10 protein-coding genes and 1 pseudogene are annotated in these 19,895 nt (G+C 69.0%); 6 read left to right on the forward strand and 5 right to left on the reverse strand.

From position 1 onward, the window contains the following. Positions 1 to 2 precede the first annotated feature (2 nt). Positions 3 to 929 (forward strand): phosphotransferase family protein, encoded by a 927-nt coding sequence (locus tag L3Q67_RS03585; RefSeq protein WP_499188178.1) that lies wholly within the window; start codon positions 3 to 5, stop codon positions 927 to 929. Here the strand turns inward: L3Q67_RS03585 and L3Q67_RS03590 are convergent, their stop codons facing one another. After that, positions 930 to 3,710, reverse strand: coding sequence for an FAD-binding and (Fe-S)-binding domain-containing protein (locus L3Q67_RS03590; RefSeq protein WP_499188179.1), 2,781 nt, complete (start codon positions 3,708 to 3,710; stop codon positions 930 to 932). Positions 3,711 to 4,720: 1,010 nt separating this feature from the next. On the opposite strand from L3Q67_RS03590, the gene gltB reads away from it, so the two are divergent. After that, complete coding sequence (gltB, locus tag L3Q67_RS03595; protein ID WP_499188180.1) at positions 4,721 to 9,256, forward strand: glutamate synthase family protein; 4,536 nt, start codon at positions 4,721 to 4,723, stop codon at positions 9,254 to 9,256. Beyond that, positions 9,249 to 10,700 (forward strand): glutamate synthase subunit beta, encoded by a 1,452-nt coding sequence (locus tag L3Q67_RS03600; protein ID WP_499188181.1) that lies wholly within the window; start codon positions 9,249 to 9,251, stop codon positions 10,698 to 10,700. Before gltB ends, L3Q67_RS03600 begins: the two co-directional genes overlap by 8 nt. Positions 10,701 to 10,787: 87 nt before the next feature. Here the strand turns inward: L3Q67_RS03600 and L3Q67_RS03605 are convergent. Then, positions 10,788 to 11,533 (reverse strand): annotated as a pseudogene (locus tag L3Q67_RS03605) (SDR family oxidoreductase). A 43-nt stretch (positions 11,534 to 11,576) separates the two neighbouring features. Next, positions 11,577 to 12,812 carry an HNH endonuclease signature motif containing protein gene (locus L3Q67_RS03610; protein WP_499188182.1) on the reverse strand — a complete coding sequence of 412 codons (1,236 nt, stop codon included), beginning with the start codon at positions 12,810 to 12,812 and terminating at the stop codon, positions 11,577 to 11,579. Between the two features lie 473 nt (positions 12,813 to 13,285). Between L3Q67_RS03610 and L3Q67_RS03615 the strand changes: the two genes are divergently transcribed. Further along, positions 13,286 to 14,197, forward strand: a complete 912-nt coding sequence (locus tag L3Q67_RS03615; protein ID WP_499188183.1) for a DUF11 domain-containing protein — start codon at positions 13,286 to 13,288, stop codon at positions 14,195 to 14,197. A 7-nt stretch (positions 14,198 to 14,204) separates the two neighbouring features. Here L3Q67_RS03615 and L3Q67_RS03620 read toward each other — a convergent pair whose 3' ends face one another. Both L3Q67_RS03620 and L3Q67_RS03625 read right to left on the reverse strand, forming a co-directional pair. Then, the gene (locus L3Q67_RS03620; protein WP_499191419.1) at positions 14,205 to 15,260 is read right to left on the reverse strand and encodes a FecCD family ABC transporter permease; all 1,056 of its coding nucleotides are present in this window, start codon (positions 15,258 to 15,260) and stop codon (positions 14,205 to 14,207) included. Continuing rightward, complete coding sequence (locus L3Q67_RS03625) at positions 15,257 to 16,309, reverse strand: FecCD family ABC transporter permease (RefSeq protein WP_499188184.1); 1,053 nt, start codon at positions 16,307 to 16,309, stop codon at positions 15,257 to 15,259. Before L3Q67_RS03625 ends, L3Q67_RS03620 begins: the two co-directional genes overlap by 4 nt. Positions 16,310 to 16,398: 89 nt before the next feature. Between L3Q67_RS03625 and L3Q67_RS03630 the strand changes: the two genes are divergently transcribed. Next, entirely contained in the window at positions 16,399 to 18,054 is a 1,656-nt protein-coding gene (locus L3Q67_RS03630; RefSeq protein WP_499188185.1) for an ABC transporter ATP-binding protein, read from the forward strand. After that, complete coding sequence (locus L3Q67_RS03635; RefSeq protein ID WP_499188186.1) at positions 18,051 to 19,808, forward strand: ABC transporter ATP-binding protein; 1,758 nt, start codon at positions 18,051 to 18,053, stop codon at positions 19,806 to 19,808. The genes L3Q67_RS03630 and L3Q67_RS03635 overlap by 4 nt, the downstream gene beginning before the upstream one ends. Positions 19,809 to 19,895: the final 87 nt, after the last annotated feature.

Raw genomic sequence — 19,895 nt, forward strand, 5'->3', positions numbered from 1 at the left:
GCATGCCGTTCTTTCCCGAGGCCGGGACCGAGAAGCAGTTCGAAGCGCTCGCCGACGAGCAGGTGCGGCCCGGGGTCGCCGCTCTGCTGGACGAACTGGGCCTGGCCGACCGGAAGGTCGAACGCTTCGGGAGCGGCTCACTGCCGGTCTACGCGGTGGGCGACGACCTGGTGCTCAAGCTCTTCCCGCCGGTGTACCTGAACGAGGTCGGCACCGAAGCCGGGGTGTTGCGCGCACTGCACGGCAAGCTGCCGATTCCGACCGCGCAACTCGACCGCACCGGCGAGTTCGACGGCTGGGGTTACGTGCTGATGAGCCGCCTGCCCGGCGAGACACTCAGCAGCGTCTGGCCGCTGCTCACCGATTCGGACAAGGAATCGCTGGCCCAGCGCCTCGGCGAAGCCCTCGCCGCGCTGCACCGCACGCCGGCTCCCGGCCTGGGCCCGGCCAACTGGTCCGCGTTCCTCGAGACCCAGCGCGCGAACGCCGTCCGGCGGCAGGAGAAGGCGGGGCTGGCCGACGAGTGGCTGGCGCAGATCCCCGGCTTCCTGGCCGAAGTCGAACTCGGCACCCCGGAGCCCGTGCTCCTGCACACCGAATTCATGCGTGATCACCTGCTCGTGCGCCGCGAGGCCGACGGCTGGGCGGTGACCGGGCTGTTCGACTTCGAGCCCGCGATGCGTGGGGCACCGGAGTACGACCTGGTCGGCGCGGGCATCTTCGTCGCGGGCGGTGACCAGGCGTTCTTCCGCCGCATGCTGCTCGCCTACGGCTACGCCCCCGGCCGGCTGGACGCAGATTTCGCCCGCCGCTGCCTCGCGTACACGCTGCTGCACGTCTACAGCAATCTGCCGTGGTACCTGAAGGTCATGCCGGAACCCGAGCAGCCGACCCTGGACGCGCTGGCCCAGCGCTGGTTCGGCGTCTGATCAGGGCTTGCCTCCCGGCAACGCTCGCCTCAGCACCTCGGCCAGGTGCACCGCCTCGCGGTCGGACTCCTGCGCGATCTGCGTGCGGCAGCTGAACCCGTCCGAAATGATCAGCGTGTCCGGGTCGGTTTCCCGGAGCGCGGGCAGCAACCGGTCCTCGGCGCAGGCGACCGACACCTCGTAGTGCCCGCGTTCGAACCCGAAGTTCCCGGCCAGCCCGCAGCAGCCCGAGTCCAGCGCGGAGTTGCGCACCCCGGCCCCGGCGAGCACCCGCTCGTCGGCGTCGAAGCCGAGCACGGCGTGCTGGTGGCAGTGCACCTGGCTCACCGCGTCCTGGTCCAGCGCCTCGAACTCCAGCGGTGAATCGGCCACCAGTTCGGCGAAGGTCCGCGTGCGCTCGGCCAGCACCGCCGCGAGCGGGTCGTCGGGCAGCAGGGCCTTGAGGTCACCCCGGAACAACGCGGTGCAGCTCGGTTCCACGCCCGCGACCAGGTAACCGGCGTCGAGGTAGGGCTCGAGCACCGAGAGCGTGCGCCGCAGCACCTTCCGCGCCACGCCCAGTTGCCCGGTCGACACCCAGGTCAGTCCACAGCAGACGCCCTTGCCGGGCAGCACGACGTGGTAGCCGGCGGCGGTCAGCACCTCGGCCGCGGCGTCGAGCACGTGCGGGGTGAAGTAGTTGTTGAACGAATCCGGCCACAACACCACGTTCCGGCCTTCGCCCGAGTCGAGCGCCCGCCTGGTGAACGGGCGGGCGAACGTCGGCAGGTCGCGTTCCGGCGCGATGCCACCGAGCCGCTTCAGCAGCCGTGCCAGCCGAGGCCGCTTCACCACCGCGTTGGCCAGCCGGGGCGCGAGGGCGGCGACACGCAGCCACATCGGCAGCCAGCCCATCGAATAGTGCGCCGCCGGGCGGAGCCTGCCGCGGTAGTGCTGGTGGTAGAACTCCGCCTTGTAGGTCGCCATGTCGACATCCACCGGGCAGTCCGACAGGCAGCCCTTGCACGAAAGGCACAGGTCGAGCGCCTCGCGCACTTCCTCGGACCGCCACCCGTCGCGGATCACCTCGCCGTTGATCATCTCCGCGAGCAGCCGCGCGCGGCCCCGGGTCGAATGCTTCTCGTCCAGCGTCGCTCGATAGCTCGGGCACATCACCCCGCCGCCTTCGGTGTTGCGGCACTTCGCGACCCCGACGCACCGGCGCACCGCCTGCCCGAAACTGCCGCGGTCCTCCGGATAGCCGAGGAAGGTCACCGAGTCGATCGACGCCGGCGCGGTCCGCACCCGGATGTTCGCGTCCAGCGCGCGGGGCTCGACGAGCACACCGGGGTTCATCATGCCGCCCGGGTCGAAGATGCCCTTGAACCGCGCGAACAACGCCATCATCTCGGGGCTGTACATCCGCGGGAGCAGTTCCGAGCGCGCCTGCCCGTCACCGTGCTCACCGGACAGCGAGCCCCCGTGGGCCGCGACGAGGTCCGCCGCTTCCTCCAGGAACTTCCGGAACCCGGCGAGCCCCGGCCGCGACAGCATGTCGAAGTCGAGCCGCATGTGCAGGCAGCCTTCGCCGTAGTGGCCGTAGACCACGCTCTGCCTGCCGTGCGCGGCCATCAGCTGCTTGAACTCACGCAGGTAGGCGCCCAGCCGTTCGGGTGGGACCGCCGCGTCCTCCCAGCCCGGCCACGCCTCCGACCCGTCCGCGAGCCGGGTCGCCAGCCCGGCGCCCTCCTCGCGGATCCGCCACAGCTGCCGCTGCGCCTTCGCGTCAGTGAGCACCACGTGCCCGGTGATCCGGTCGGCGACGTCCCTGGTCAACGCCCGCGCGCGGTCGATCGCCTCCTCCTGCGTCTCCGCGCCCATTTCCACGTAGAGCCAGGCTCCGCCTCGCGGCAAGTCCGCGTGACGTGAAGACCCCAGCAGCGACACCAGTTCCGCGTCCACGCCTTCGACCGTGAGCGGCGACCACGGCAGGATCGACGGCACCGCGTCCGCCGCCGCGATATCCGATTCGAAGCCGAGCACGGCGAGCACCCGTGCCCTGGGCAGCTCGGCCAACTCCAGTTCGGCGCCGAGCACCGTCACGCAGGTGCCTTCGCTGCCGACCAGCGCTTTCGCCAGGTTCGACCCGTTTTCCGGCAGCAGGTGCTCCAGCCCGTACCCGGAAACCCGGCGCGACCACGGCGACAGTTCGGTGCGCAGCAGCGCGAGGTGGTCGTGCACCAGCGTCCGCAGCTCAGGTGGCGACCCGGCGTCCGGGCCGACGGTCAGCCGGGTGCCGTCGTAGAGCAGCACGTCCATGCTCCGAACCGCGTCGACGGTCCGGCCCCAGGCCACCGAATGCGAGCCGCAGGCGTTGTTGCCGATCATGCCGCCGAGCGTGCAGCGGCTGTGTGTGGACGGATCGGGCCCGAACCGCAGCCGGTGCGGCGCGGCCGCCGCCTGCAGCCGGTCGAGCACCACGCCCGGTTCGGCCCACACCGTCCGGTTCGCCGGATCCACTTCGCCGAACCGGTTGTAGTAGCGGGAGAAGTCCAGCACCACGCCCGGCCCGCAGGAGTTGCCCGCGATGCTCGTCCCGCCACCGCGGGCGACGATCGGCGCGCCAACCTCCCGGCAAGCGGCGACGACCTCCTCGGTCTCCTCGGCCGACCGCGGCCACACCACCCCGATCGGCTCGTGCCGGTAGTTCGAGGCGTCCGTGCTGTAGAGCGCGAGGGCGGCCGGATCAACGGCCACCCTCGCGCCCAGTTGGGCCCGCAACGCCGCTCGCTGTCGAAGCATCACCCCATTCAAGACAAGATCGAGCGGCACCGCGACCGGTTCTTCTTCAGCGCCTCCGTTGGGCTTACCGTCCAGATAGGACGACAACAGTTGCTCATGTCGGTGCGTTCCAGCAGCCGCCGTCGTCGTAGCGGTCGTGCCGATCCGCAACTCGGTGCCGTCGTGGGAAACCGTTATCTCGGTCCCGATCGCCTGAGGGTCGGCCACCACCTGGTAGGCCGCGCCCTGAGCCGGAACCCGTTGGGCGGCAGCGGATTGCGCCGCGCCCTCGGCCGCTGTCGTGGAAGCGGGCCCGGCGAGGACACCGGCGTGCGGGTGCCGCCGACCAAGCCGAGTACCGCGCCGAAAAGGACAATTCGGCCAGCCCGCGTCCGCGCCGTAGGCCTGGCGGGGATGGCCCCAGCGACCTGTCGACCGGATGACCCCTGCGCCGTCGCCGCCGAGAACGCCACCCGCCGGCCGGGCCTGCGCGAGTTACCGCGCGATTGGCTTCCGGGTGATTTCCGGAGCCGGAGCCGAACCCGCTCGACAGCCACCACACACCGTAACGATCAAGTTGGCCGGATACGCGATCATCCGCGCAGGTCAGCGGCCTCTTCGAGAGCCGGACCCCGCTTAACGCCGATGTTACCCGGCCGTCAACCTCGGCGTGGCATTTCCCACGCCGTGACCGCGACGTGTCCCGATAATGGAAATTTCACACTACTGTCATAAGACCCGGCGAACCCGGGAGTAGGTAGCGCACGCCGAGCAGACCACCACCACACGGATCTCGGCCACCGCGCTTACCCACGTGTGCCCAGCACACACCGACGTCGTGCACAGCGCGGTGCACAGGCCACCCAGTGCCGTGTGGCTCCTGTCGATCAGCGTGCCCAGGATTTCCGGGCTTACGCGTTTCGCTCTCGACTGACCATCGCAGTCCGGGGTCCACCTGTTAGCCGAGTCCGCCAGACCGGCCCCTATCGGGTGACGCCCGGCACTGCCTACGCCCGAGGAGGCGGCCAGCCGTGACCCGCCATGATCAGCACCACCGCAGGCCAGGAGGCCTGTACGACCCGCAGTTCGAGCACGACGCCTGCGGGGTCGCCTTCGTCGCGGATCTCACCGGGAGACGAGACCACCAGATCGTCCGCAAGGCGCTCATCGCACTGCGGAACCTCGAACACCGCGGCGCCCGCGGCGCCGAACCGGAAACCGGTGACGGCGCGGGCCTGCTGATCCAGGTCCCGGACGAGTTCTTCCGCGCCGTGACCGAGTTCGACCTGCCCGCCCCCGGCGAATACGCCGTGGGCACCGCCTTCCTGCCGGTCGACGAGACCGCCCGCCGCCGCGCGGTGAGCGCGATCGAGCGGATCGCCGCCGAAGAAGGCACTGAGGTGCTGGGCTGGCGCGAGCTGCCCGTGCGCACCGAGCACACCGGACCGACCGCGGCCGCCACGATGCCGCACTTCAGCCAGCTCTTCCTCGGCTCGCGCTCCGCGGATCTGACCGGACTGGCGCTGGAGCGAGCCGCGTTCTGCGTGCGCAAGCGCGCCGAGCACGAGCTGGTCGAGGACGAGGTCTACTTCCCGAGCCTGTCGGCCCGCACCATCGTCTACAAGGGAATGCTCACCGAAGCCCAGGTGGAGAGCTTCTTCCCGGACCTCGGTGATGAGCGCGTCACCAGTTCCATCGGCCTGGTGCACTCGCGCTTCTCCACCAACACGTTCCCGTCGTGGCCGCTGGCGCACCCGTACCGGTACGTCGCGCACAACGGTGAGATCAACACGCTCCGCGGCAACCGCAACTGGATGGACGCCCGCGAGTCCATGCTCGCCAGCGACCTGATCCCCGGTGACCTCGAGCGGCTCTACCCGGTGATCACCCGGGGCGCGAGCGACTCGGCCTCCTTCGACGAGGTCCTCGAACTGCTCCACCTCGGCGGCCGTCCGCTGCCGCATGCGGTGCTGATGATGATCCCCGAAGCGTGGGAGAACCACGAGGAAATGGACCCGGCCCGCCGGGCGTTCTACGAGTTCCACTCCACGCTGATGGAGCCGTGGGACGGGCCCGCGCTGGTCGCGTTCACCGACGGCACGCAGATCGGCGCCGTGCTCGACCGCAACGGCCTGCGCCCGGCGCGCTACTGGGTCACCGAAGACGGCTTGGTCGTGCTGGCCAGCGAGGTCGGCGTGCTGGACATCGACCAGTCGTCGATCGTCCGCAAGGGACGCCTCGAGCCGGGCCGGATGTTCCTGGTGGACACCGCCGAGGGCCGCATCATCGACGACGACGAGATCAAGGGCGGGCTCGCCGCTGAGCACCCGTACCAGGAGTGGGTCCAGGAGGGGCTGCTCCAGCTGGAAGACCTGCCGGAGCGGGAGCGCGAGGTGCCCCCGCACGCCGCGCTGGTCCGCCGCCAGCAGGTGTTCGGCTACACCGAAGAAGAACTCGACGTCCTGCTCGAACCGATGGCCCGCACCGGCGCGGAGCCGATCGGCTCGATGGGCAACGACTCGCCGCTCGCGCCGCTGTCGAGCGGTTCGCGGCAGCTGTTCGACTACTTCACCCAGCTGTTCGCCCAGGTCACCAATCCCCCGCTGGACGCGATCCGCGAGGAACTGGTCACCGCGCTGGGCGCGCAACTCGGCGCCGAGCCGAACCTGCTCACCGCCGACGGCGCGTCCTGCCGCCGCATCGTGCTGCCGTTCCCGGTGGTCGACAACGACGAGCTGGCCAAGCTGGTGCACATCAACGACGATGGCACCCTGCCGGAGTTCAGCGCGGTCACCGTGTACGGCAAGTACGAAGTGGACGGTGGCGCCGAGGCGCTCACCCGGCGGCTCGACGAGATCCGCGCCGAGGTGTCGCAGGCCATCGCCGAGGGCGCGCGGCTGATCGTGCTGTCCGACCGCGGGGTCGACGAGAAGCACGCTCCGATCCCCTCGCTGCTGCTGACCGGCGCGGTGCACCACCACCTGGTCCGCGAGAAGACCAGGACGCAGGTCGGCCTGCTGGTGGAGGCAGGCGACGCCCGCGAGGTGCACCACATCGCGCTGCTCATCGGCTACGGCGCGGCCGCGGTGAACCCGTACCTCGCGATGGCGACCGTGGAGGAACTCGCCTCCGGCGGGCACATCAGCGGCACCGACGCGAAGCAGGCCACCCGGAACCTGATCAAGGCGCTGGGCAAGGGCGTGCGCAAGACGATGTCGAAGATGGGTGTGTCCACCGTGGCCTCCTACACCGGCGCGCAGATCTTCGAGGCGATCGGGCTCGGCGAAGAGGTCATCAGCACCTGCTTCACCGGGACCACCTCGCGCCTCGGCGGCATCGGGTTCGAGACCATCGCCGAGGAGGTCGCGCGGCGGCACCGGCGGGCGTTCCCGGCCGACGGCGTGCGGCCCAGCCACCGCGAACTCGAGACCGGCGCCGACTACCAGTGGCGCCGCGAGGGCGAGCCGCACCTGTTCAACCCGCAGACGGTGTTCAAGCTGCAGCACTCCACGAGGTCCGGCAAGTACGAGGTCTTCAAGGAGTACACCAAGCAGGTCGACGACCAGGCCGAGCGCCTGCTGACCCTGCGCGGGCTCTTCGGGTTCAAAGAGGGCGCCCGCCCGCCGGTCCCGCTCGAAGAGGTCGAGCCGGTGTCCGAGATCGTCAAGCGGTTCGCCACCGGCGCCATCTCCTACGGCTCGATCTCCAAGGAGATGCACCAGACGCTGGCGATCGCGATGAACCGGCTGGGCGGCAAGTCCAACACCGGTGAAGGTGGCGAGGACGCCGACCGGCTCTACGACCCGGAACGCCGCTCGGCGGTCAAGCAGGTCGCCAGCGGGCGGTTCGGGGTGACCAGCGAGTACCTGGTCAACGCCGACGACATCCAGATCAAGATGGCGCAGGGCGCGAAGCCCGGCGAGGGCGGTCAGCTGCCCGGCGCGAAGGTCTACCCGTGGATCGCGAAGACCCGGTACTCCACGCCGGGCGTGGGCCTGATCTCGCCGCCGCCGCACCACGACATCTATTCGATCGAGGACCTGGCGCAGCTGATCCACGACCTGAAGAACGCCAACCCGAACGCGCGCATCCACGTAAAGCTGGTGTCCGAGGTCGGCGTCGGCACGGTGGCCGCGGGGGTGTCGAAGGCGCACGCCGACGTGGTGCTCATCTCCGGGCACGACGGCGGCACCGGTGCTTCGCCGCTGTCGTCGATCAAGCACGCCGGCGGACCGTGGGAGCTGGGCCTCGCGGAAACGCAGCAGACGCTGCTGGCGAACCGCCTGCGTGACCGGATCGTGGTGCAGACCGACGGTCAGCTCAAGACCGGCCGGGACGTGATCATCGCCGCGCTGCTCGGCGCGGAGGAGTTCGGCTTCGCCACCGCGCCGCTGGTGGTTTCCGGCTGCATCATGATGCGGGTGTGCCACCTGGACACCTGTCCGGTCGGTGTCGCCACGCAGAACCCGGTGCTGCGCGAGAAGTTCAACGGCAAGGCCGAGTACGTGGTGAACTTCTTCGAGTTCATCGCGCAGGAGGTGCGGGAGTACCTGGCGCAGCTGGGCTTCCGGTCGATCGCCGAGGCGGTCGGGCACGCCGAGCTCCTCGACACCCGCAAGGCGGTGGACCACTGGAAGGCCTCCGGCCTCGACCTCTCGCCGATCTTCCACGTGCCCGAGCTGGAGCCGCGGGCCGCGCGGCACCAGCTCGTCACACAGGACCACGGCCTGGACAAGGCGCTGGACAACACCCTGATCCAGCTGGCCGAAGGCGCACTGAACTCGGGTGACAAGGTGCGGCTGGAACTGCCGGTGCGCAACGTCAACCGGACCGTCGGCACCATGCTCGGCTCGGAACTGACCAAGCGCTGGGGCGGCGAAGGCCTGCCGGACGGCACCATCGACGTCACCTTCACCGGCACCGCAGGCCAGTCGTTCGGCGCGTTCGTGCCGAAGGGCATCACGCTCCGGCTGATCGGCGACGGCAACGACTACGTGGCGAAGGGCCTCTCCGGCGGCCGCGTCATCGTTCGCCCGCCGCAGGAAGCCCAGTACGCCGCCGAGGACCACATCATCGCCGGCAACGTGATCGGCTACGGCGCCACCAGCGGGGAAATCTTCATCCGCGGGCGCGTCGGCGAACGGTTCTGCGTGCGGAACTCGGGCGCGCTGGCCGTCGTGGAAGGCGTCGGCGACCACGGGTGCGAGTACATGACCGGCGGCCGGGTGGTCGTGCTCGGCACGGTCGGGCGCAACTTCGCCGCCGGCATGTCCGGCGGCATCGCGTACCTGCTCGACGCCAACACCAAGCGGCTCAACACCGAAATGGTCGAGCTGGAACCGCTCGGCGACGAAGACACCGAACTGCTTCACGACGCGGTCGAACGGCACTACGACGAAACCGAGTCGGCCGTCGCCCGCGAGCTGCTCGCCGACTGGGACACCGCGGTCACCAGGTTCGGCAAGGTGATGCCGAAGGACTACAAGCGAGTACTGCTCGCCCAGGCCGCCGCCGAACGCGAAGGCCGCGACGTGAACGAGGCGATCATGGAGGCCGCACATGGCTGACCCCAAGGGCTTTCTGACCACCGAACGCGAACTGCCGCAACGACGGCCGGTCGATCTCCGGCTGCTCGACTGGCGGGAGGTCTACGAAGATTTCGCGACCACCAAACTGGAAAAGCAGGCGGGCCGCTGCATGGACTGCGGCATCCCGTTCTGCCACCAGGGCTGTCCACTCGGGAACCTCATCCCGGAGTGGAACACCCTGGTCTGGAAGGAAGACTGGCGCGAGGCAAGCGAACGCCTGCACGCGACCAACAACTTCCCGGAGTTCACCGGCACCCTGTGCCCCGCGCCCTGCGAAACCGCCTGCGTCCTCGGGATCAACAACGACCCGGTGACCATCAAGCGCGTGGAAATCTCCATTATCGACCGGGCCTTCGAGGAAGGCTGGGTCACCCCGCAAATTCCGGAGAAGCGCACCGGGAAAAAGGTCGCCGTCGTCGGCTCCGGCCCCTCCGGCCTCGCCGCGGCGCAACAGCTCACCCGCGCCGGCCACACTGTGGTGGTCTACGAACGAGCCGACGCCATCGGCGGCCTCCTCCGATACGGCATCCCCGAATTCAAAATGGAGAAGCATCGCCTCGACCGCCGCCTCGACCAGATGCGCGCCGAGGGCACCGAGTTCCGCACCAACGTGAACGTCGGCAAGGACCTGTCGGTCGACGACCTGCGAGCCAACCACGACGCCGTGGTCCTCGCAGGCGGCGCAACGGCCTGGCGCGACCTGCCCATCCCCGGCCGCGAACTCGACGGCGTGTACCAGGCGATGGAGTATCTGCCCCCGGCGAACCGAGTCGCCGCCGGCCAGCTCACCGAGTCGCCGATCAACGCCAACGGCAAAAACGTCGTGGTGATCGGCGGCGGCGACACCGGCGCGGACTGCGTCGGCACCGCCCACCGCCAAGGCGCCGCCTCGGTAACCCAGCTGGAAATCATGCCCCGCCCGCCCGAGCTCCGCTCTGACGCGAACCCCTGGCCGACCTACCCGATGATCTACCGCGTCTCCTCCGCTCACGAGGAGGGCGGCGAGCGGCTCTACTCGGTGAACACTCAAGAGTTCCTCGCCGACGACTCCGGCCGCGTCCGCGCGCTGAGCCTGGTAGAGGTGCGCTCGGAGAACGGCAAGTTCGTCCCGGTCGAAGGCACCGAGCGCGAACTGCCCGCCGAACTGGTGCTCCTCGCCATGGGCTTCGTAGGCCCGGAACGCCCCGGTCTCCTGGAGAACCTCGGCGTGGACCTGGACCAGCGCGGCAACGTCGCTCGCAACGCGAAGTTCCGGACCAGCCTCGACGACGTCTTCGTCGCCGGCGACATGGGCCGCGGGCAGTCGCTCATCGTGTGGGCGATCGCCGAGGGTCGCTCCGCCGCCGCCGCGGTGGACGCCCAGCTCACCGGCCGGGACATCCTCCCGGCACCGATCGCGCCGACCGACCGGCCGATCTCCTGAGCCGGCGGAGGAGCCTCGGTGCCAGCGTCGTCGCCGGGTCTCCTCCGCTTCTTCACCTGTTTCACCCCCTCCGAACTCCGGCCCCGCTCAGCCCCGGCCGATGTACGGCATGTTCGTGGCAGTGATGGTCATGAACTGAACGTTCGTGTTGAGTGGCAGGCTCGCCATGTAAAGCACCGCACTCGCCACATGAGCGGGGTCGAAAGTCGGCTCGGCCATGATCGTCCCATCGGCCTGCGGCACACCATCGGCGATCGCCGCGGCGAGGTCGGTTGCGGCGTTGCCGATGTCAATCTGGCCACAAGCGATGTCGTAGGCACGGCCATCCAGCGAGATCTGCTTGGTCAGTCCGGTGATCGCGTGCTTCGTCGCGGTGTAGGCAGCTCGCTGAGGACGCGGTGAGTGCGCTGACACCGAACCATTGTTGATGATCCGGCCGCCGCGCGGTCGTTGCTCCTTCATCAAGCGCACAGCATGGTGCCGCAGAGGAACGAACCGGTCAGATTGATCCCGACCGTATTCGCCCAGTCTTCCGGCGAGATCTCGTCGACGTCCCCAGCTGGCCCGGACGTTCCAGCGTTGTTGAAGAGCAGGTCTACACGGCCCCACTTGCTGTGAACGATGTCGAACAGCGCGGCGACGGACTCGGCCGACGCCACGTCGGTGGGAATCACCTCGGCCCCATCGAACCCGGCCGCGGTCTCGGCCAGCGGCTCCGGCCGCCGACCGGCTAGTGCGACCTGGTATCCGTCCTCCAGTAGTGCCTGCGCCACCACCCTGCCGATACCGGAACCCGCTCCGGTCACCACCGCGACCCTCTCCGTCGAGGCCATCCACCGTCTCCTTCCCAAGCCGATCATCGAGCCAACCGGAAATCTACGCGGTAGCTCGGTCTGGAGCGCGGTGAGCGACGTTGTACTGCGGTGTCTGTGCCGGATCGAGCCATCGCGGCGCGTAGAAAGCCGGGCGTCCGCTGATCATGTGGACTCGCCAATCCGTGTGGTGGATGACGCGGTGGTGCTGGCCGCACAGCAGGACGAGGTTGTCCAGATCAGTCCGCCCGCTGTGCGTCCAGTAGACGACATGGTGCGGTTCGGTCCACTTAGGAGTACGCGTGCAGCCCGGGAATGCGCACCCGTGGTCACGGACCGCAAGCGCCTTTCGCTGCGCCTTACTGGCCGTGCGATTCGACCTGCCGAGCGTCAGGTTCTCGGCGCCACCGCTGAAGATGGCCGGCGTGACGGCAGCACCACTGCAGCAGATCCGACGGGCCGTGTTCATCGAAACGTAGGTCGAGTCGTTGACCAGCACTGGCTGGTTGGTCGTCATCGCGTCCAGGTTGACTCTCAACATCAAGGTCGCCGACTCACCTCCCTGTACTGGGAGGTCATCGCAGCGGGCAGCCAACTCCAGGATCTCGACCAAGGCGTCTCCTTGCCGCTCAGCCGTGGACCGCGGATCGGGGGCACCGGTGGCCGCGTCTTTGGGCTTCGGCTTGGCCAAGACCCCCAGCAGTCCTTGCAGGGTCTGCGCATTGACGCGGTCGAGAGCGCCCCGCAACTGCCAGCGACCGTTCTTGGCCTGCCACACGCTCAGCTCGCATTGCGGGTTCACCTGTTCCCGGTCGTCGTCCTCGGCAGACTTGCTGTTTTGTTCGACGAAGTCCACGATCCGCCGTCCCACCTTGCGAACTTCGTGCGGTCGCGCCTGCTGCGCCAGGACAAGCAGGGTCCGCTGGTGTGCTGCCAAGTCCGCGACAGGCACTTTGTCCGACAGGATATTCGTCACCTTGCAGATTTCAGCCACATGTTCTCGATTGATCATGCCGTTGGCCAGCGCTTCCCCTACCTCGGCCAACGGTGGTGGATCAGGACCTCGTTGCCGGTACAGCAAATCAGCTGCCCGTTCTCGCGCGAGCGCTTCTCCCTTCGTGATGCGATCGATTTCCGTCTGAAACTGAGTGAGGCTGCTGAAGCCTTTGTCCAGCCCGCGATCCTGCATCTCTGCGATGCCGCGGAGAAGCTCCGCGTAGGCCATGTCGAGCTTGCGTACAGCATCGAGGTGACTCGCGGCGAGTTCGTCGTCGGAAAGATTCCGGGAGTTGTCGGACACGTAACTACGGTAAGCAGCAGAGAGTCCACGTGTCGACTACCGAATTGAGAAAGGGCCTCGAACGGAACAGGTCATGGGGAAAAAGCGCGGCAACGGACCGTTCGCGTAGTTGGGAATCGACATCTGAGTACCACTCGTGTATGAAGGGCTGAGCAATGCACAGCAAGACCGACACCTACGCGTCGCAGACCACCGATGTAGGCGTGCGGTTCGCCGATCTCGTGGCACGTCTCGGCTATCTCGAACTGGCAGTCACAGACTGAGTAGTGCGACGAGCGACCGACCCGGACCCTGAACCGTGACCGATTGGCCAAGCGAATGAACAAGCAGTCGATGACTACCGCGTCGCTGAGGATCGATCTCGAACTGGTACCGGATGGGCATACAGGGAGGTAGAGACTACCGGCCGCATGCGCGGCGAGCGGGGTGGTGTCTGACGGATGGTGTAACGGCTTCGGTCGATAGTACGAATCATGAATAGCGACTGGTCCTACCTGGGCCAGTCCTGGCGAGAGGGTGTCACCATGCGCCGGAACCGACCACTGCTCGCTGCTGCGCTCTTGAGCGGACTCACAGCATTGGTGGGTGCCGCGCCGGCAGGCGCCGATCCGGCAGAGGTTCAGGTCTCCGCCTCGGCCTCCACCGTGCACCCAGGCGGAACGGTGGTTGTCACGGAGACCGTCACGAACGTCCACGGTTTCACTGTGCTGCACCCGACGGCCCGCCTGTTCAGCAAGCCGCAGAGCCTGCCCTCATACACCACGCTGGTCAGCTGCTCCGGAGTCATCTGCTCCACTGTGGACAGTCCTAACGGACCAGTCGGCTATCTGGGCACGCTTCCCGAGGCCCTGTCCGCGGGTGAGTCAGCGCAGGTCACTTTCACGTTGAAGGTCGCGGCCAGTGCGCCGGACTTCACCCACCAGTTGCAGGGCCAGCTCCTCGGCAGCAACTACGCGACCGAGCGTGTCGATGGCCCCGCCCTCACAGTGGACGCGAGGGCGGACCGGACGATCAAGCTCACCGGCACTCCGAAGCCCGGACTGCTGGGTGGACGGGTCGACTTCACCGTGAGCGTCACGAACAACGGTCCCGACCCGGCTACGAGCACGACGGTGACCACATCCCTGCCGGCGGGCCTGCAGGCGACTGCCGGAACCAACTGCGTGCCTGCGCCGGGCAAAGCGACCTGCTCTGTGGGCCAGCTGGCGAACGGCGGGAAAGGCACCGCAGCGTTTTCAGTGCCCTACGGCCTGCTGACCATCGGGCTGCCGTTCACCTTCACGGCGAACCGTTCCGGCGCAGTGCCCGAAGACCTCAATGCAGCGAACGACACCTCGTCGGTCACCTGCACCGTGATCACACCGTTGTTGGCCAGCTGTGGCTGATCGGCAACTAGCTGCGGGCGCGCCACCGCACGGCGAGCAGCCAGGCGAGGTAACCGCCACCGAGGACGCCAGTGGCGATACCAACGGGTAGTTGCTGTGACGGGAACAGTCGCTGGATTCCGAGGTCGCTGGCGACCAGGAGGAACGCGCCCATCAACGCCGACGCGAGGAGGTTGGGGCCGGCAGCACGGGTCAGCTTGCGGGCGAGTTGGGGGCCGGCCAGAGCGAGGAAAGTGATCGGACCGGCGGCGGCAGTCGCCACTGCGCAAAGGGTCACGCTGACCCCGAAGAGGACCAGCCTGCTCCGTTCGACGGGCACGCCGAGGCCCTTGGCCGCATCGTCGCCCATCTCCAGCATCGAGAGTCGACGCCCGTAGTACGCAGCGATCGGAAGGAGCACAGCCAGCGCGATGGCTACCGGTTGCACGTGTTCCCAGCCGCGTCCGTTCAGGCCACCGACTTGCCAGGCCTGAGCGGAGACGGCGTCCTGCAGGCTCGCCCTGGTGATCAGGTAGGAGTTCGCGGACAACAGCATCGAACTCACGCCGACGCCGATAAGCACCATGCGCAGGCCGTGCATGCCCCGTTTGAAGGCAAGGAGGTAGACGACGATCGCGGTGATCATGCCCCCGACCAACGCGCCCAGCGCGGTCTCCAGCATGCCGCCCGTAGTGGTGATGATGACAATCAGCGCGCCGGTCGCGGAGCCGTGGCTGAAGCCGATGATGTCGGGGCTGCCGAGGGGGTTGCCGGAAAGGCTTTGCAGGATGGCACCGCTCACCGCGAGTGCCGCGCCGACCAAGAGGGCAGCCAGCAGACGTGGGAGTCGCAGAGTGGTGACGATGAAGTCGGCGCCGGGTGGGCCCTGGCCGAAGAGCGTGGCCACCACTTCGGGCACGGAGAGTTTGTAGTCGCCGGTGGTCAGGCTGACCACGGACACGATCGTGACGGCGATCGCCAGCACGGCGCAAACGATGACCGCACGAGTGGGGACGCGCAGCGAGATTCGGCCGCCGGGGGCGCGCAAAACCCTGGTGGCGGCGGAGTTCTTGAGGGCGTTCACAGCCGCGCCGGCTTCCGGCGGCGGCACAGTGCGATGAACACCGGCGCACCCACGATCGCGGTCATGATGCCGACCTGCACCTCTTCCGTGTCGTCGAAGGTTCGGCCCAGCACGTCGGCACCGAGCAGCAGGATCGCGGCGAGGACCATTGAATAGGGCAGGCCCCAGCGGTGGTCGGGGCCGACGATCAGGCGCGCGGCGTGTGGCACGGCGAGGCCGACGAAACCGATCGGGCCGATCGCTGCGGTGGCGCCGCCGCACAGGAGGGTGACCGCGATGGCGCCGGCCACTCGAGTCGCGGTGACGTGGGCGCCGAGGGCGCTGGCCGCCTGGTCGCCGAGCGCGAGGGCGTTCAGCGGGCGGGCGAGGACTAACGCGATCAGCACGCCGAGCGCGATGAAGGGCAGGACTTGGAGCAGGGTGTCGGTGCCTCGGCCGACGAGGGAGCCGACGTTCCAGAAGCGGAACTTGTTGAAGACTTCGACGTTGAGGAGGACCACCGCACTGATGAAGGCGAACAGTATTGCGGTCACGGCCGCACCGGCGAGTACGAGGCGGTCGGGTGAGGAGCCGCTGCGGCCTGCTGAACCGAGTACGTAGACGACCACCGACGCGGCTGCGGCGCCGGCGAAGGCGAACCAGACGTAACCGAAGATCGAGGTGACTCCGAGGAAGGCGATGCCGATGACGATCGCGGCGGCGGCGCCGAGGTTGATGCCGAACAGGCCGGGGTCGGCGAGCGGGTTGCGGGTCAGTGCCTGCATCAGCGAGCCGGACAGGCCGATCGCGGCGCCCATGGCGATCCCGAGCAGTGTGCGCGGGATGCGCAGCTCGTGGATGATCACGGCCTCGCTGGAGCCGTCGTTGTTCCACAGGACGTGCCACGCGGTCGCGAGGGGGATGTCCTTGGTGCCGATCGCGATGCTGAGGATGAACACGAAGCCGAGCACACCGAGGGCGAGCACGATTCCGACCACGCGTAGCAGGTTCGTGCGTGCTCCGGCCGGTTTGAGCTGCTCGGCCTCCTCGGCAGGTGGTGCGACTACCAACCCGGCCTCCAGCCTCTGACGAGCATGACGACGGCAGCTTATAGGCTAGCCTTACCTAGCTATTCCGCAGGTGAGGCAGGGAGGCGCCGTTGACCGGCCGGGACGTGCTCCGACGCGCGATCGGCGGGCACAAGGGACGCATCACCGCGGCGTCCGTGCTCGCCGCGGCGCATCAGGGCTGTGAGGCGTTGGTGCCAGTGTTGATCGGCGTGGTGGTCGACCGGGCTATCGGGCCGGGTTCGACGGGTGAGCTGGTGACCTGGCTGATCGTGCTCCTGGTGCTGTTCGCCGCTTTGTCGAACACCTATCGGCATGCGCTGCGCTTGGCCGAGCATGCCGCCGAGTACTCCGCGCATCGCGTCCGGCTGGACCTGAGCGAGCGGATTCTGCATCCCCGCGGTGGTGCGGAGGCCGGACACCTGCCCGGGGCGCTGGTGAACATCGCCACGGAGGATGCCCGGCGCGTGGGGTCGGTGTACGGGATCCTGCCGTTCGGCATCGCGGCCGCCACGGGCATCGTGGTCAGCGCGGTCTTCCTGCTGGTGGTCAGCGTGCCGCTCGGGTTGCTGGTGCTGCTGGGGATTCCGCCGTTGCTGTGGCTCGGGCACCTGATCGGCAAACCGCTCGAGCGGCGCAGCGGGGTCGAGCAGGAGCGGGCCGCGCACGCGTCGGGGATCGCCGCGGACCTGGTGGCCGGGCTGCGCGTGCTCAAGGGCATCGGGGCGGAGCCTGCTGCGATCGATCGGTATCGCCGCACCAGTCAGGATTCGCTGGGCGCGACGTTGCGGGCCGCGCGGGCGCAGGCTTGGCACAGCGGCGCGGTGCTCACGCTGACCGGCATCTTCATCGCCGTGGTCGCGCTGGTCGGCGGCAACCTGGCGATCAGCGGCACGATCAGCGTGGGTGATCTGGTCGCGGCGGTCGGGCTCGCGCAGTACCTGCTCGGACCCTTGAGCGTGCTCGGCTGGGCCAATGCGGAACTGGCGCAGGGGCGGGCGTCGGCGGCTCGGGTGGCGGAGGTGCTGGCCGCGCCGCAGGCCGTTGAAGGGGGAACTGGGGAGGCGCCGGCGGAGGTCGCGGGGGAAGTTCGGCTGACTGGGGTGCGGCATGGGGCCCTTAGGGGCGTGGACCTGGAGATCGCGGCGGGTGAACTGGTGGGAGTGGTGACCGGGGATCCGGCTGCGGCGACGAGTTTGCTCGACTGCTTGGGGCGCGACGCCGATCCCTCGGAGGGCACTGTGTTCCTGGACGGGGTGCCGTTGTCGTCGATGGATCCGTATGAGGTTCGCGCCGCGATCCTGGTCGCCGCGCATGATGCCGACTTGTTCGAGGGCAGCCTGCTGGACAACGTCGGCTCCGAAGAGGTGCTGGCCGCGGCCGCGGCGGATGAGGTCGCGAGTGCGCTGCCCGACGGAGTGCACACCGCGATCACCGAACGCGGGCACTCGCTGTCCGGCGGGCAGCGGCAGCGGGTCGCGTTGGCTCGCGCGCTCGCGGTGGATGCGCCGGTGCTCGTCGTGCACGATCCGACGACTGCCGTGGACACGGTCACCGAGGCGCGGATCGCTGCCGGGCTGGCGCAGGTCCGGCGGCAACGCACCACGGTGCTGGTCACGACCAGTCCGGCTCTGCTGGCCGAGACGGATCGGGTGGCGTTGCTCGAGGACGGCGTGGTGAGCGCTGTCGGGCGGCATGCCGATCTGGTCCGCGATCTGCCCGCTTACCGTGCGGCGGTGCTCTCGTGAGCGCGGATCGTCCCCTGCTGCCGATCGCGACCGGCTCGCGGACTTGGGCGGTGGTCGCGGGGCTGTTGCGGGAGCAGCGCGGGCGGGCACTGGGCACCTTCGCGATGCTCTTCGTGGCGACGGCTGTCGGGTTGGCGATCGCGCCGCTGCTCGGCCGGATCGTGGACCTGGTCGCGAACAAGGAATCCGCTGACGCGCTGGTGGCGCCGGTGGTCGCGCTGGGCGCGGTGGCCCTGGTGCAGGGGTTCGCGATGGCGATCGGCATCTCCATGGTGGCGCGACTCGGCGAGACCATGCTCGCGGCGTTGCGGGAGAGCTTCGTCGCACGGGCGCTGAACCTGCCGCTGTCCGAAGTGGAGCGCGCCGGGTCTGGCGACCTCACCTCGCGGGTGACCGGCGACGTGTCGGTGATCGCGCGTGCGGTGCGCGAGGCGCTGCCGGAGCTGTCCCGGTCGGTGCTGACCATCGTGCTCACCTTCGGCGCGCTGGCGTTGCTCGACTGGCGGTTCCTGCTCGGGGCGGTGCTCGCGGCGCCGATCCAGGTGTTCGCTGTGCGGCGGTACACGCGCCGGGCGATTCCGCTGTACGCCGACCAGCGTGTGGCCTCGGGTGCGCAGCAGCAGCAACTGCTCGACACGGTCGGCGGTGCGCGGACGGTCCGGGCGTTCCGGCTCGCCGACAGCCACGTCGAGCGGGTGCGCAAGCGGTCCGATGCCGCGGTCACGCTGTCCCTGCGCGGGATCCGGTTGGTGACCACGTTCTTCGCCCGCCTGAACTACGCCGAATTCATCGGCTTGGCGGCGGTGCTGATCACCGGGTTCCTGCTGGTGCGCGGCGGGGGCGTGACGATCGGGACGGCGACGGCCGCGGCGCTGTACTTCCACGGTCTCTTCGGGCCGATCATGACCGCGCTCGCCCTGGTCGACGACGCGCAGGCGGCGACAGCGAGCCTCGCCCGCCTGATCGGGGTCGCCGACCTGCCCGCCACTCCGGAGCCCGAGCGCTCGCCCGTTCCGGTGGACGCCTCGGTGAAGACGGCCGAGGTCGGCCACGCCTACGTCCCCGGCCACGAGGTGCTCCACGAGGTCAGCGTGCACATCGGCACCGGGGAGCGGGTCGCGCTCGTGGGTGCCAGTGGTGCGGGCAAGACCACGCTGGCGAAGCTGATCGCCGGTATCCACCCGCCCTCGAGCGGGTCGATCTCGCTGGGCGGGGTGCCGCTGGCCGAGCTGGGTCCGGCGGCGACGCGGCGCGCGGTCGCGTTGATCAGCCAGGAGGTGCACGTGTTCGCCGGGCCGCTGGCCGATGACCTGCGCCTGGCGAAACCGTCGGCGACCGACGAGGAGCTGCACTCCGCACTGGACGACGTCGGTGCCCTGGACTGGGCGACCGCGTTGCCCGACGGGCTGGCCACCGTGGTCGGCGACGGCGGGCATCGGCTCACCGTCGCGCAGGCGCAACAGCTGGCCCTCGCGCGGCTCATCCTGGCCGATCCCCCGATCGTCATCCTCGACGAGGCGACCGCGGAGGCAGGTAGTGCGGGGGCGCGTGTGCTGGAGGCGGCCGCGGCCGCGGCGTTGCAGGGGCGCACGGGACTGGTCGTGGCGCACCGGCTCAGCCAGGCGGCGGCCGCCGACCGGATCGTGCTGCTCGACGACGGCCGGGTGGCCGAGTCGGGGACGCATGCGGAGCTGGTCGCGGCGGGTGGGCGGTACGCGCGCCTGTGGGCGGCGTGGTCCGGTCAGCGACAGTGACAGTGACAGTGACCAAGCTGTGCTGCGAGGGCGGCCACTGGGGACTTGACGAACATATTTGGTTAGGCAAACCTGAGTTGCCCCGCC

The sequence above is a fragment of the Saccharothrix sp. AJ9571 genome (genome assembly GCF_021725495.1).
In the GTDB taxonomy this organism is placed as follows: Bacteria; Actinomycetota; Actinomycetes; order Mycobacteriales; family Pseudonocardiaceae; genus Amycolatopsis; species Amycolatopsis magusensis.